The sequence below is a fragment of the Paraburkholderia graminis genome, assembly GCF_003330785.1.
In the GTDB taxonomy this organism is placed as follows: Bacteria; Pseudomonadota; Gammaproteobacteria; order Burkholderiales; family Burkholderiaceae; genus Paraburkholderia; species Paraburkholderia graminis.
Window position 1 is genome coordinate 591,462 of record NZ_CP024935.1, and the last position, 14,025, is coordinate 605,486.

The window sequence follows — 14,025 nt, forward strand, 5'->3', positions numbered from 1 at the left end:
ACCAGAGCGTATTCGAGGGGGCTGCTATGCGATTGATTACCGGTCTGCTGGCCAGAATGTTCGATGTGGCGATGATCCTCGGCGGCGCATTCGCTGCCTCTCATATCCGCTTCGACGATTTCGCGCAACGCAACTTTTATCTGGCATTCGTCGCTTTCGCGGCGGCGTTTTCGCTCGCGGTATTTCCGGCATTAGGCGTCTATCAGTCGTGGCGCGGCCGCTCGAAACGTGTACTGGTTGGCCAGGTCGCACTCGGCTGGCTGCTGGTCCAGGCATGCGCGCTTGCTTTGATGTTCTCGTTGCATCGGATCGACTTCGTGTCGCGCCTATGGTTCGCGTACTGGACGGGAATTGCGGGTGGCGCAATGATCGCTGGCCGGATAATGACGCACGTTCTGCTCGGGCGCGTTCGCCACGCTGGCCTGGATCTGCAAAAGGTGGCTATTGCCGCATGCGGCGAACATTGCGACGAGATCCTGCGCAAAATGGAACGGGAGCCGGCAGCGGGTTTTCGCGCGAGTGCCGTCTACAACCTGCGCCCGGTCAACAAGACGACGAGTTCCGTGCCGACGTTCGAACAGCGCGCGGCTTTTGCGAAGTATGTGCGCGAACAGCAGGTGGATGAAGTGTGGCTCGCGCTGCCTTTATCGGAAGAACGCGCGATTCTCGAGCTGGTCGATGAGTTTCGCAACGATCTGATTAACGTGCGCTTCATGCCGGACGTGCGCGCATTGGCGCTCTTCGATGGAAGCGTGACCGAGTTGCTCGGCTTTCCGACGATCAATCTCGCCGCCTCGCCATTGCCGCCGAATGCAATGGTGGAAAAGGAATTGTTCGATCGCGTTTTTGCACTGCTCGCATTGATTGCCGTGTCGCCGATTCTTCTCGCGTGTGCGATAGCGGTCAAGCTGAGTTCGCCCGGGCCGGTGTTCTTCAAACAGTGCCGCAAGGGCGCGGACGGACGCATCTTCATGATCTACAAGTTCCGCAGCATGCGTCTGCATGAACAGAAACAGGGGGTGCTCGAACAGGCCACGCGTGGCGACCCGCGCATTACGCGGGTCGGGCGTTTCCTGCGGCGCACGAGCCTCGATGAATTGCCGCAGTTCTTCAACGTGCTGCGCGGCGATATGTCGGTGGTCGGTCCGAGACCGCACGCGCTCGAACACGACGACCTGTATCAGGGCATCGTCTCCGGCTATATTCACCGTTACCGGATCAAGCCAGGCATTACCGGCTGGGCGCAGATCAATGGCTTTCGCGGAGAGACCGATCGCATCGAAAAGATGGAAGGCCGGGTCGCACACGATTTGTACTACCTTCGAAACTGGTCGTTCGCACTCGACGTCAAGATCATTTGCGCGACCATTTTCAAGGGACTGCATCATCCTAACGCTTACTGATCCCCGCGTCGGATCGAGTCGTTGATTGTGCGGTATGGGAGTGGGTCAACAAGAACCTGATCACGAGGGGACAATGAAACTACACGGCGTAGAGAAAGTAGTCAGACGTTCAATCAAGAAGGTGGGGCAATACACGTTCCACCAGGTTCATCGCGCACAGGCGAGACAGGTTCTTCGGCTATTGCAGAAGAAATACGGTCCTCCCGATCCGGCCAACCTGAAGCTCGCCGACACCTATGCGCGGGACGTGTTTGGCGACGCAAAGTATGCGCCGTGGCTGCGTGTCTACGCGGCGTTTAGCGGGACCTTCAAGGAAGGCTGGATTCCCGACAACTACTACGGCGGCGTGGTTGTGCCCAGCATGAAAGGCGGATATGGACGAATCTCCAATCTGAAGCCGATGTCGCGGGTTATCTTCGGCTGTGACGCGTTCCCGGACCTGGCCTACTTCGCGAACGGTCTCTTCTTCACGGACCGCAATCTGGTGGTGCGCGAGCAGGAGATCGAGCACGTCGTCTTCCGCGAATGCGACAAGATCGTTTTCAAACTCGACGGCTCGGCGCAAGGCAAAGGTATTCATTTCTTCGACCGGGAATCGTTTGACTGCGGCCTGATCAAATCGCTTGGCAATGGCGTCATTCAGAAGTTCATCGTTCAGCATCCGCTTCTCAGCACGTTTGCTCCAAACTCGGTTGCGACCTTGCGCCTGACGACGGCTGTCGACGATCTCGGCCGCACTTCTCTTCGTGCGGCTTTCTTGCGGCTCGGCAGAGCGCGTCATACCCACATCAGGATCGACGACGAAATCTGCGTGCCGGTGGATCTCGGCACAGGAGAACTTGCGCGCGAGGGTTTCCTGACCGATTGGGGCGCGACGGAAGAACACCCCGATTCGAAAGTCAGATTTGCCGGCCTGAAGATGCCCGCATTCAACGATTGTGTCGATACGGTGCTACAACTCCATAGCAAGGTGCCTTTTGCGCGCTGCATAGGCTGGGACGTCACAGTCGACAGCGACGGCAAAGTCCAGGTGATGGAGTGGAATGGCGAACACAACGACGTGAAATTCAGTGAGGCGACGCAGGGCCCATGCTTTTCCGACCTGAAATGGGAACTGCTGAACGCCAGTCCCTTATGACTGTACCCGGCGAGGAACGTCGCGTGAGCGAACAATTGTGGTGCGTCCATATTGAAGGACCTGACGACTTTATCGCAGCAGCTTCAAAAGAGGCGGCGGAGCAGGAGGCATTGGCTATCAATGCGTATGTCGAGCGCTCGGGAGAAGGGCGGCGCGACTCGCCGGTGCGAGCAGTCGCGATGGAGTGGCCCTTCACGCCGGAAAGTCACGCGCGTGCTGTGGAAAGCGACTGGGAAGATTTGCAGCGCATGCCGCATCGCAAGCAACAACCGGCTTCGTCGCAGAACATTTTGACGAGTATCGCGCGCCGTGTGAAAGAACTGATCGAAACAGCGCGCGGTGCCTGACTCGGTTAGTGCAGATCCATTCGGGGGCTCGACGATACGACGTTGCCCGAACTGTCCACGATCACGACGGGGTCGTTCTGAGGGGCCGGCGGCTGCTCGATCACGAGAGGACTTGTGACGTTCGTGCGGCCCGTTGAGACTATGCCAATCGAGGCTGCACTATCGAGCAACGAGAAGAACGTGGACAGATAACTTTGCACGCTGTCTTGTAGAGCATCCACAAGATCATTATGCGTGTCCACTGCAATGTCCTCGACGTGCCCCCAATAGGCGCACGTCTTTTTTATTGCTGCCGGAACCTGCTTAAACTGCAGATCGATCATCTGGTTGAGAGAGCAGGATGAGAGCGCGGCATCGACCAGTGCCTGTTGCTCGGACAAAGAAGTCTTGACGGTCTGCACATTCAACTCGACAACTTTTTCAAAGCCCGCAACGGCTTTAGCTGCAAGTTCATAGGCGGCAATTGCATGGCTTTGCTGACCGACATCGGGCTGGTTCGGGATAATTGCATTCATGAGGTGCTCCGTATCAATGCGAGTGGGGGAAATGCCTGACAACAGGCAGTGTTTAAGCAACGCCTATTCCTCCCCACGACGCAGACTGCATACGCCGCGAGCTTCACCTCACACAACGCGGACAGCGCGAAAAGCCGCTATTGGCTTGCGCCGGCAGGCGCGTCGCTTGCTGCCGTGGCGGGCGCGGAGACGGCAGGCCCACTCTGCGCGGCGCCGCTGACGGCGGCCGCGCCCGCCTGATCCGACGATGGACCGGAGCGGTTGCAACCGGTAAGCGCCACGCTCAGCGCAGTCGCGCTGGCTGCAATCAACAAGAGTGTATGTTTCATGGTCGCGAATAAATCCGTAGGGCGGCGCAGGGGCGCGCCGCATTGCATGAAATCAGCAATGCGTATGCCTCGCGCGCAGCCCGTCTCGTTGATGCACAGCCAAAATGGAAGATTGTCATGACCGAACCCGATCTCTCGGACATCTATCGAACCTATATCGCCTGCCTGAACCGGCGGGACTGGCAGCGCTTGCCGCAATTCGTTCATGACGATGTCTATTACAACGACAAGCAGATCGGCTCGGCAGGCTACCGCGCAATGCTCGAGAGAGACTTTCGCGAGATTCCCGACCTTCATTTCGACATCGATCTGCTGGTTGCCGACCCGGCTTATGTCGGGGCGCGGCTGCGCTTTAATTGCACACCGCAAGGAACATTTCTCGGTCTCGAAGTCAATGGAAGAAAAGTGACCTTCACCGAAAATGTCTTCTACGAATTCCGCGGAGAAAAAATTGGCCGGGTCTGGTCGATTATCGATAAGGCGGCTATTGAAGCCCAACTGTAGTTCGCACACGCCGCGCGAGCCGTCATAGATTGCTGCCGAGTGCCTGGAACAACGCAGCCGTGTCGGAAAAGCGGTTTGCTTGAGCCTGGGTTCGATCTATCGCCGTTTGCAGCGAATCACGTTCCGCGTCGAGAAGAGCGAGCTGACTGATTCCACCCGCCGCATATTGCCGAGTGGCGACGTCCAGACTGGCTTGCGCTTGCTGCGCGGCTTCGGTGCGCGCCTGCAACTCGCGGGCGTCGTTCTGCACGGCGGTCAGCGAATCGGCGACCTGCTGCAATGCCTGGAGAACCGTTTGCCGATAGTTCTCGAATGCGGCGTCATAAGCGGCTTCTGCGGCGCGTTTCTTCGCATGCAATTCTCCACCGCGAAAGATGGGTTGCGTCAGGTTCAGGCCGATATTCCAGACGTTCAGCCCATTCACAATGTCGCCGATCCGCGTGCGCTGCGAGCCGATTCCCGCGGACAATGAAAATTGCGGGTACAGGTTAGCGGTTGCGACGCCCACATTCGCGCTTGCCTCGTGCAGTAATGCCTCGGCCGCTTTTATATCGGGCCGCGCGCGGGCGAGTGTCGACGGCAAAGCGAGTGGAATATCCAGCGGCAAATGCAGCGCATCGAAAGTGAGTTCGTGGAAATCCGCTTGCGACGGTACTCTGCCCAGCAAAATGGCGAGTTGATGATCCGCAGCCGCGAGCTGGCTTGCAAGCGGCGGCAACGATGCGCGTGTCTGTGCAAGCAGGGTACGCTGACGGTGTACATCCAGTTGCGATACGCCGCCGGCGGTGAAGCGCGCATCAACGATCGACAGTTGATGCGCCTGTGCGTCGGCCAGGCGTTGCGTCAGCGCAATCTGCTGCTGTAACGACGCGCGCCGCACCGCGGTAGCCACGATATTGCCGGCGAGACTCAAGCGCGCTGCATCGAGTTCATACGACTCGTAATCGACTTGCGCCATGCTTGCCTCGAGCGCGCGCCGATTGCCGCCGAAAATATCAAACACGTAAGAGACGCTGACCGATGCACTGAACAGCGAGAACGGTCCGGGACTCTCGACGTGCGGAATGCCGAACGCAGCGGGGTCGACTTTCTGCCTTGAGCCGGAAAGCGTTGCGTCTATGCTCGGGAATTGCGTTGCGCCCGCGAGCGCGGTGTAGTTTTCGCGCGCCTCGATCAGTCTTGCGCGCGCTTGACCGAGTGTTGGATTCTGGAGCAATGCTTCATCCACGAGACGGTTTAGCGCGTCGGACTGGAATTGACGCCACCACATGGGTATGGGACCAGGCGCCGCGTTGAACGTCTGTGCGGCTCCCGCTGGCCCTTCGGACGAGGCCGTCTGCTCAGGTAATGCGCGCTGTGTGTAGTTTTGAGTGTCGGGCGCGGCCGGTGCGTGAAAGTCGGGTCCTACCGCGCAGCCGGTCAAACCAAATGCGCACACAACAAGAAGTGTTTTCATGAACGTTCTTCCTAGTCGAGTGTGCGCCGATAAAAACGCAGCGCAATCGCCATCACAACGGCGGTGAAAAGAGCCATGGGCCACACCGAGGGCCACAGATCCGCCCATCCGTCGCCCTTGAGCATGATTCCGCGAATGAGCCGGTTGAAATACGTCAACGGCAAGAAGTTGCCGATGAACTGTGCCCATTTCGGCATGCCCGCGAATGGGAACATGAAGCCGGACAGAAGAATGTTCGGCAGAAAATAGAACATGGTCAGTTGCATCGCCTGCAACTGGTTCTGTGCAAGCGAGGACAGCGTAATGCCGACCGTGAGGTTCGCGGCAATGAACAACAACGCGGCCAGATAGATTGCGATGGGACTGCCGACAAACGGCACATGAAATACGAAGCGTGTGGCAATCAATATGATCGACGCCTGAATCAGGCCAATGGCCACATAAGGAATGATTTTGCCGGTCATCACTTCGACGGGTAGAACCGGCGTTGCAAGCAGATTTTCCATCGTGCCGCGTTCGCGTTCGCGCGTGACGGCGAGGCCTGTCATCATCACGAGCGTCATGGTGAGAATGACGCCCATGAGCCCGGGAACGACGTTGTACTGCGTAATTCCTTCGGGGTTGTACAGGTTGTGGACTTGCACGCCGAAAGCGCCTGGCGTGCCGTTAAGATGCGCGAGCGGTCCGGTGATGTCCTTGTCGGCGACGGGCTGTACGAGATTGGGCAGTGCGGCAACGGCGGTGTGAGTCGCGGTCGGGTCGGTGGCGTCAGCCTCGACAAGCAGTGAAGGGTGCTCGCCGCGCAGCAGCTTCCGCGAGAAATCGACCGGTATGTTCAGCACGAACTGCACGCGGCCCTGGGCGAGCGCACGGCGTCCGGCTTCTTCGTCGGGCAGCGTTTCTACGATGTCGAAATACGCTGAGTTCCTCATCGCCGCGATGAAGCTGCGCGAGAACTCGCTTTGGTCGTGAACGATAACGGCAGTCGGCAGATGCTTCGGGTCGGTGTTGATCGCGAAACCGAACAACGCGAGCTGAACGATCGGTATGCCGACGATCATCGCGAACGTGACGCGGTCGCGCCGCAATTGAAGAAACTCCTTCAGCACCACGCTCCACCAGCGCATCAACGAAAAGCCCGTACCTGTGCTCACGATCGCGCTCCGAAGTTATCCCGCGAATGACTCATCAGATAGATGAACACGTCTTCGAGTCCGGTTTCGATCGGCTCCATGCGCAAACGCGTGTCCGCGGTGGCCTGTTTGAGCGCGTGTTCCAATGCCGCGTGATCGCGCCCGCTGGCATGCAGCGCGGCGCCGAATACGACGGTTTGATCGACGCCGGGCATCGCGCGCAGCTTCTCGGACAATTCGCTCAGATGCTCGCCTTGAATCGACCATGTAGCAAGGTTCTGCGACTCGATCACCTCTCGCGACGTGCCTTGCGCGAGCAGCTTTCCATACGCGATATAGGCGAGTTTGTGACAGCGTTCGGCTTCGTCCATGTAATGCGTGCTGACGAGGACGGAAATGCCGCGCGCCGCGAGCCGGTGGAGTTCTTCCCAGAAATCGCGGCGCGCGGTGGGATCGACGCCCGCAGTCGGCTCGTCGAGCAACAGGAGTCTGGGCTCGTGCAGCATGCATGCTGCGAGCGCAAGGCGTTGCTTCCAGCCTCCGGATAGCGACCCTGTGAGCTGATTCGCGCGGCTTTGCAGTCCGAGCGATTCGAGCGATTTGTCGACGGCCTCGCGACGGTTGCGCATCTGGTAGATACGCGCGACGAAGTCGAGGTTCTCGCGAATGGTCAGATCTTCCCAATACGAGAAGCGCTGCGTCATATAGCCGACATTGCGCTTGATCTGCGCACTCTCGCTGCGGATGTCGTAGCCGAGACATGTGCCGGTGCCCGAGTCCGGCGTCAGCAGTCCGCACATCAAACGGATCGACGTCGTCTTGCCGCTGCCGTTAGGGCCGAGAAAGCCGAAGATCTCGCCGCGCGCGACCTGCAACGAAACGTCGTTGACTACATGCTTGTCGCCGAAATGCTTGTTCAGGCCGTGGACGTCGATCACATACTCTGGCGCGGGTGTACTCATTTGAGCGCCACCGTCACCGGCTGACCCGGATGAAGCTTCGTTGCATCTGCAACCGACGTGTGTGCTTCGATCATGAAAACGAGCTTCGCGCGGCTCTCGTTGCTATAGATAACCGGCGGCGTGTACTCGGCTTTATTCGCAACGTAGGTGATCTTCGCGGTCAAATCCACTGCGCATCCGTCGCAATGGATCGACACTTCGCGGCCCGGCGCCAGTGCGCCGACCCGCGTTTCCGACACAAAAAAACGCACCTTGATGTTCTGCGGCGGCAGCAATTGCACAACGGGACTGCCGGCCGGCACCCACTCGCCGAGGCGATAGAGCGTGTCGTAGACGAGCCCGTCGGCGGGCGCGCTCGCGCGCTTCTGATCGAGCTTCCACTGCGCCTGTGCGACGACCGCTTCGGCCGCCGCGACCTGAGCCTGCTGCGCAGCGATTTGTTGCGAGCGGCCCGGCAAACGCGCTACTTCCACCTGATTCGTAAGCTGCCGCACTTGCGCCGACGTCGCCTCTGCATTCGCGCGCGAATCGTCGAGCTGCGCTTTTGCAATGCCGCCTGCGCTGTACTGCGCTTCGTCGCGAGTGAGTTGCAGCGCCGCCTTGCGCGCGTTCGCCGCGGCCTCGGCGAGTTGCGCGCGATTGACGTTGACTTCGGGTACGCGCTTGCCGGTTTGAATGTCGGCGAGTTGCGAGCGGGCCGCCGCGAGTTGCTGCTGCGCCTGCCGCAGCGCGGCCGTTTCGTCCACTGAATCAAGCGCGAAAAGAGACGCGCCCGCTTTTACGGTTTGACCGCGTGCGACCTGCAACTGCGTGAGCGTGCCGGCCTGCGATGAGCCCAGGTACACATATTCGCCCTCTGCATAGCCCTGGTAGGCGTTCTCGTCGCGATGCTCGCATCCTGCAAGCAGTACGCCGATAAAGAGTGCCAATGCGGGCCGCCAGAGCCGGGTAATGAAGTTCCTCATGGAGGTGTCGTCCGCACGGATGAAGTACAATGAATATATGCGAATTTGAATTCGAATTCAAACTATTTCCGGAGCCTGCACTTTCCCATGCCGACGAAACGAGCGACGACTCCTGCAAAGCAGAAAGAGCGGACCAAGCAGGCAGGCGCAACGAAAACACCCACGACGGCGGCGCGCAAATCCCGCACGGAACAGGGAAAGCAGCCTCGGCCGGTCAATCGCGCGAGCCGTCCCGACGGTGCGGCGACACGCCAGCATCTGCTCGATATTGCGGGGCAGGTATTCGCCGCGCGCGGTTTCGCCGATGCCACCAGCAAGGAAATATGCGAGCGCGCGGGCACGCCGATGGCGTCCGTGAACTATCACTTCGGCAGTCGGGAAGCGCTATACGAAGCGGCGCTCGTCGAAGCGCATCGCCAGGTCGTGAGTCTCGATGAATTGTCCGCGCTGACAGAAGGGCCGGGCGATGCGCGGGACAAGTTGCGAGCGGTAATCTCGCGATTCGTGGGTCTGTCGACCAGCAGCGGCGCGCCGTGGGGATTCATGCTGATGCTGCGCGAAGTACTGTCTCCGTCGCCCGCTATTCCTGCGCTGATTGAAAAGGCGGTGCGGCCAAAGGCAACGGTTCTACTCGGATTGATCGGCGAGGTATTGCAATTGAATCCGCAAGAGCCGGCGGTGCAACGAGCGCTGATGTTCGCGGTGCTGCCTTGCATCGCGCTGATGATCGCGCCCAGGCAAATGCAGGCAGCGTTGCTGCCCGCCGTTGCAAAAGACAAAAATGCGCTGGTGGAGGACTTTATTTGCTTCGTGATGGCGGGACTCGATGCAGTCGCCGCCGCGCATCGAACGCGCAAATAGTTCTATTGATCGAATGCGATGCCGCGCCTGCGCAATTCGCGCATTGCGCTTTGCAAATGCGCGTGCGCGCTTTCCTTGTCGCCGGCGCGCATCTGTTCATAAGTACGCTGCGCCACTTCGTGCGGTATGGGTTTCAGCGGACGATTACTGCTCATTGCCTTTAACTGGACTTCAGCCGCACGCTCCAGGTAATAGAGATCATCCCACGCTTCGGCAATACTCTCGCCGGCCACCATCACACCGTGATTCTTGAGGAACAGGATATCCGCGTCGCCGATGGTCGCGGCAATGCGGTCGCCTTCCGAGTCGTCGAGCGCGAGGCCGTTGTAGTTCTCATCGACGGCGGTGCGGCCGTAGAACTTCAGTGCCGTTTGCCCGAGCCACAACAGCGGCGGACCGTCGAGCAAACATAACGCCGTGGCGTTCGGCATATGCGTATGAAAAGCGGCCTTCACGCGCGGCTTTAACCGATGCAATCGTGCGTGGATATAAAACGCCGTTGCTTCAGGTTTGCCTTCGCCCGACACGACGTGCCCGTCGAAATCGCAGATTAGAAGCCGCGATGCGGTGATCTCCGAGAACGCATAGCCATACGGATTGACGAAGAACAGATGGTCGTGTCCGGGCACGACCGCCGAGAAATGGTTGCAGATTCCCTCTTCAAAACCGTATTGCGCCGCTAGTTGAAAGCATGCCGCTAGTTCGATACGGGCCTCCATGACAGCGTCGGAATCGAGTCGTAATGTCGTCGACGATTTCGCCGAGCCAATGGATGAAAGCGTATGCGCCATGTTCGTCGTTCCTCAAAGTCACCAGCCGAGCGATGCAAAAAGAGCCGGCACCTGGTCGAGCGTGGACAGTGTTGCATCGGGCGTGTAATCGGGCAGTAGCGTGCGGCCCGTTGCACGATCGATCCATACGCAGCGAAAGCCGATGTCGCGCGCGGCCGCGTGATCGAGATGCGGACTCGCGCAAATATGCACGACTTCATCGCGCGTCACGCCGAGTTGTTCATGCGCGTAATCGAATAGCCGCCGGTTCGGTTTGTACGCGCCCGCTTGCTGTGCAGTGATCACACGGTCGATAAAGCCGCCCAGTTGCGCGACGTTGCCGGCAATGATGTCGTCGTCGGTATTCGACACGATGCACAGGCTATAACCATCCTGCTTGAGTTGCCGCAATGTGTCGACCACTTCCGGAAACGGCGGCATCGCGGAAATGCGGTCCGTCAAAGTACGTATGTCGCGCTCGTCGCGCTCGTCGCTTTCGTCGCCGGGCAAGCCGAATTCGGCGAGGGCAATACGCAGCGCAGTGCCCGCGACTTCGCGAAACGTGCGATACGGCGGAGTCTGCTCGAGTGCGTGTTCGTGCCGGTCGTAGACCGCAAGCAGCTTCGCCGGGTCCACGTCATGACCACGCTTGCTCTGAAGAATCTCGCGTACTGCGGCTTGCAAGCCTTCGTCCCACTGGATCAGCGTGCCGTAGCAGTCGAACGTCAGCCAGCGCGGGCGTGCGGTGTTTTGCAGTGACATGGAATGTGTTCCCGAAGTGATGGACCTGTGAATGGCGTTTAGCTTAGGCGCATTGACACTTATTGGAAAATTAAATTAACCTCTCGACGTCAGTTGCATCGCAAATAACGAAGCGAGTCCATCATGCTTGATCTCGACCTGTTGAATACGCTCATCTGCGTTGTCGATGAAGGCAGCTTCACGCGTGCTGGCGAGCGCGTGCATCGCACGCAATCCACGGTGAGCCAACAGGTTCGGCGGCTCGAAGAACTGGTCGGCCGCACGCTGCTGATGCGTGACCGCACCGGCAATCAGGTGACGCCAACCGAGCATGGCGAACTGCTCGCGCAATATGCGCGACGGCTGCTCGCGCTGGCGCAGGAAGCACAAGATGCGTTGACGAGCGACGTTGCGGTTACGCCGCTTCGCATAGGCGTTCCGGAAGATTTCGACGCGCGCCGCATGTCGGCCATGCTGTCGGGCTTTGTCAAAACGAGGCCAGGCGTCAGGCTCGAAACAGTGGCCGGCATGAGTGCCGATTTGCAGCGCAGGCTCACGAATGGCGAAATAGAAATCGCGCTGATCAAGCGCGAGCCGGCAAGCGGCGAGTGTCTCGCGTCGTGGCCGGAGTCGCTCGTGTGGGTGCAGGGCGCAAATGCACAAGCGCTGGAACCTTCTTCCGACGAACCCATTCCTCTCGCGCTATTTCCGCAAGGCTGCGTGTACCGGCAGCGCGCGATTCGCGGTCTCGACAAGGCGCATCGGCGCTGGCGCATTGCATTCGGAAGCCATAGTCTCACTGGCATTCAGGCCGCGGTGTCGTCGGGATTGGGCATTTCGGTTCTGCCCACTACAGCAGTACTGCCGGAGCATCGCTTATGCAACGGCTTACCGCCTTTACCGCCGACAGAGCTTGCGCTCGTCAGCTCCGGCGGCGTGCTCAATGCGCATCAACGCGCGCTGGTCGACTTTCTTCTCACGGAAATGAGTGCATAGAGAGAGTGCATAGACCGGCCGGCTCAAAGCAAAAGCCGGCCGCCATGCTTTCACATCTACGAAAGGTGATGCACTTCCTGCAATCCGAACACGGGTGTCGGAATGCCTTCCATGCGAGCCTTGAGTTGCAGTGACAGATACTGCGAGTAATGCCGCGACTGATGCAGATTGCCGCCATGAAACCAGAGTGCTTCTTGCTGAGTGGGCTTCCACATGTTGCGCTGCTCGCCTTCCCACGGCCCTGGATCTTTCGTCGTGTTCGAGCCGAGGCCCCACACTTTGCCGACTTTATCGGCCACTTCGCGTGAGATGAGATCCGCGGCCCAACCGTTCATCGAACCATAGCCCGTTGCGTACACGACGAGATCCGCTTCAAGTTCGCTGCCGTCGCTGAGCAGCACCGAATGCTCTTTCAGTTCGACTACATCGACGCCGCTTTTCAGCTTGATCTTGCCGTCGGCGACGAGTTGCGATGCGCCGACATCGATGTAATAGCCGGAACCGCGCCGCAGGTACTTCATGAAAAGGCCGGAGTCGTCGTCGCCGAAATCGAGCATGAAGCCGCTCTTTTCCAGGCGCGCATAGAACTCCGCGTCGCGTTCGCGAATCGCGTTGAAAACCGGGATCTGAAACTCGTGAAGCATCGCATACGGGATGGATGCGAAGGTCAGATCCGCTTTCGCGGTCGTCATGCCTGCGGCCACCGCGCGTTCCGAATAGAGATCGCCGAGCGCCAACTCCATTAGCGAATCCGACTTCACGATATGCGTGGACGAGCGCTGCACCATCGTCACGTCGACGCCTGCTTCCCACAATGCCGCGCAGATGTCGTGAGCCGAATTGTTCGCGCCGATCACGACGACCTTCTTGCCGTGATACGCGTCCGGCCCCGGATGCTGCGACGAATGATGCTGCTCGCCCTTGAATACATCCATGCCTTTGAAGCTCGGAATATTCGGCTTGCCGGACATGCCGGTCGCGAGCACGAGTTGCTTCGGACGCAATGTGATGGGCTCTCCGCCGCGCTCGACTTCGACGATCCATTCGCCTTTCGCTTCATCGTAGCGCGCCGATTTGCAGACGGTCGATCCCCAGTAGTTCAGCTCCATGACCTTCGTGTACATCTCGAGCCAGTCGCCGATCTTGTCCTTCGGCGTGAACACGGGCCAGTTGTCGGGGAAGGGCAAGTAGGGCATATGGTCGTACCAGACCGGGTCATGCAGACACAGCGTTTTATAGCGCTTGCGCCATGCATCGCCAGGCCTTTCGTTCTTATCGACGATGATGGTCGGCACGCCGAGTTGCCGCAGCCGCGCACCGAGTCCGATGCCGCCTTGCCCGCCGCCCACAATCAGGCAATACGGTTGCTCCGCCGTGCCAAGCGTGTCGAGCTCGGCCTCGCGCCGCTCTTTCCAGCTCGTGCGATCGCGGCGTGCGCCGTGCTCGGCGCCCATCGGACGAAGCGGCCCTTTGGGCTCTTCATGGCCCTTCAATTCGGCCATCGTGGTGAGCAGGGTCCAGATGCGGCCTTGCTTAAGTCGAATGAAGCCGGTGCCGCGTGCGACGCCGGTTTCGAACGTGATCCAGCCTTGCGCGACGCCGTCCGCTTCCGTTGCGGGCTCGTTATCCGCAAGCCGCAGCCTGGACGGTTTGATTGCAGCCAACTGTGTATTCAGCATCTCCGCGATCTGCTCGCGGCCTTCGAGCGTCTTGATGTTCCAGGTGAATGCGACGAGATCGCGCCAGTAGCAGTCGGGCTGAAACAGGTCGACGGCGGCTTGTGTGTCGCCGCGTTTGAGCGCGGCTTCGAGGCTTTCCAGCACAGCGGAGATAGCCTGATTTGCAGTGTTTTCGGACATGGTTGCTCCTCCATATGAAACGGATAGTCGAACTTCAGAGAGAACG

At 59.4% G+C, this 14,025-nt stretch carries 15 protein-coding genes; 6 read left to right on the plus strand and 9 right to left on the minus strand.

Annotated features, from left to right (window positions below):
• Positions 1-26 precede the first annotated feature (26 nt).
• The 3 genes from CUJ91_RS20820 (at position 27) to CUJ91_RS20830 (ending at position 2,888) form a co-directional block, all read left to right on the plus strand.
• On the plus strand, positions 27-1,403 hold the full coding sequence (locus CUJ91_RS20820; protein ID WP_006052043.1) for an undecaprenyl-phosphate glucose phosphotransferase: 1,377 nt from the start codon (positions 27-29) through the stop codon (positions 1,401-1,403).
• Positions 1,404-1,515: 112 nt separating this feature from the next.
• Positions 1,516-2,541 carry a sugar-transfer associated ATP-grasp domain-containing protein gene (locus tag CUJ91_RS20825; RefSeq protein ID WP_114158014.1) on the plus strand — a complete coding sequence of 342 codons (1,026 nt, stop codon included), beginning with the start codon at positions 1,516-1,518 and terminating at the stop codon, positions 2,539-2,541.
• Positions 2,538-2,888: a hypothetical protein gene (locus CUJ91_RS20830; protein WP_029966137.1), complete on the plus strand. Its 351-nt coding sequence runs from the start codon at positions 2,538-2,540 to the stop codon at positions 2,886-2,888. Before CUJ91_RS20825 ends, CUJ91_RS20830 begins: the two co-directional genes overlap by 4 nt.
• 5 nt (positions 2,889-2,893) lie before the next feature.
• On the opposite strand, the gene CUJ91_RS20835 is transcribed toward CUJ91_RS20830, so the two are convergent.
• Both CUJ91_RS20835 and CUJ91_RS20840 read right to left on the minus strand, forming a co-directional pair.
• Entirely contained in the window at positions 2,894-3,403 is a 510-nt protein-coding gene (locus CUJ91_RS20835; protein ID WP_114157012.1) for a phasin family protein, read from the minus strand.
• Positions 3,404-3,540: 137 nt separating this feature from the next.
• Positions 3,541-3,732 (minus strand): hypothetical protein, encoded by a 192-nt coding sequence (locus CUJ91_RS20840; protein WP_029966135.1) that lies wholly within the window; start codon positions 3,730-3,732, stop codon positions 3,541-3,543.
• Between the two features lie 117 nt (positions 3,733-3,849).
• Here CUJ91_RS20840 and CUJ91_RS20845 point away from each other — a divergent pair, with 117 nt between their 5' ends.
• Positions 3,850-4,236: an ester cyclase gene (locus tag CUJ91_RS20845; protein ID WP_114157013.1), complete on the plus strand. Its 387-nt coding sequence runs from the start codon at positions 3,850-3,852 to the stop codon at positions 4,234-4,236.
• A 22-nt stretch (positions 4,237-4,258) separates the two neighbouring features.
• Here the strand turns inward: CUJ91_RS20845 and CUJ91_RS20850 are convergent, their stop codons facing one another.
• From CUJ91_RS20850 to CUJ91_RS20865, 4 genes are read right to left on the minus strand one after another with little or no spacing between them, the layout of a single operon-like run.
• Complete coding sequence (locus CUJ91_RS20850; RefSeq protein ID WP_114157014.1) at positions 4,259-5,692, minus strand: efflux transporter outer membrane subunit; 1,434 nt, start codon at positions 5,690-5,692, stop codon at positions 4,259-4,261.
• 11 nt (positions 5,693-5,703) lie between these two features.
• Positions 5,704-6,819: an ABC transporter permease gene (locus tag CUJ91_RS20855; RefSeq protein ID WP_044021901.1), complete on the minus strand. Its 1,116-nt coding sequence runs from the start codon at positions 6,817-6,819 to the stop codon at positions 5,704-5,706.
• Positions 6,820-6,842: 23 nt separating this feature from the next.
• Complete coding sequence (locus tag CUJ91_RS20860; RefSeq protein ID WP_114157015.1) at positions 6,843-7,787, minus strand: ABC transporter ATP-binding protein; 945 nt, start codon at positions 7,785-7,787, stop codon at positions 6,843-6,845.
• The gene (locus CUJ91_RS20865) at positions 7,784-8,752 is read right to left on the minus strand and encodes an HlyD family secretion protein (RefSeq protein WP_114158015.1); all 969 of its coding nucleotides are present in this window, start codon (positions 8,750-8,752) and stop codon (positions 7,784-7,786) included. Before CUJ91_RS20865 ends, CUJ91_RS20860 begins: the two co-directional genes overlap by 4 nt.
• 87 nt (positions 8,753-8,839) lie before the next feature.
• Here CUJ91_RS20865 and CUJ91_RS20870 point away from each other — a divergent pair, with 87 nt between their 5' ends.
• A complete protein-coding gene (locus CUJ91_RS20870; protein ID WP_114157016.1) occupies positions 8,840-9,613 on the plus strand; it encodes a TetR/AcrR family transcriptional regulator in 774 nt (257 codons plus the stop codon).
• Between the two features lie 2 nt (positions 9,614-9,615).
• Here the strand turns inward: CUJ91_RS20870 and CUJ91_RS20875 are convergent, their stop codons facing one another.
• Entirely contained in the window at positions 9,616-10,404 is a 789-nt protein-coding gene (locus tag CUJ91_RS20875) for an aldolase (protein ID WP_029966125.1), read from the minus strand.
• 18 nt (positions 10,405-10,422) lie between these two features.
• Positions 10,423-11,145, minus strand: coding sequence for a haloacid dehalogenase type II (locus CUJ91_RS20880; RefSeq protein ID WP_114157017.1), 723 nt, complete (start codon positions 11,143-11,145; stop codon positions 10,423-10,425).
• Between the two features lie 123 nt (positions 11,146-11,268).
• Here CUJ91_RS20880 and CUJ91_RS20885 point away from each other — a divergent pair, with 123 nt between their 5' ends.
• On the plus strand, positions 11,269-12,120 hold the full coding sequence (locus CUJ91_RS20885) for a LysR substrate-binding domain-containing protein (RefSeq protein WP_029966121.1): 852 nt from the start codon (positions 11,269-11,271) through the stop codon (positions 12,118-12,120).
• Between the two features lie 56 nt (positions 12,121-12,176).
• Here CUJ91_RS20885 and CUJ91_RS20890 read toward each other — a convergent pair whose 3' ends face one another.
• On the minus strand, positions 12,177-13,979 hold the full coding sequence (locus CUJ91_RS20890) for an NAD(P)/FAD-dependent oxidoreductase (RefSeq protein ID WP_006052056.1): 1,803 nt from the start codon (positions 13,977-13,979) through the stop codon (positions 12,177-12,179).
• Positions 13,980-14,025 lie beyond the last annotated feature (46 nt).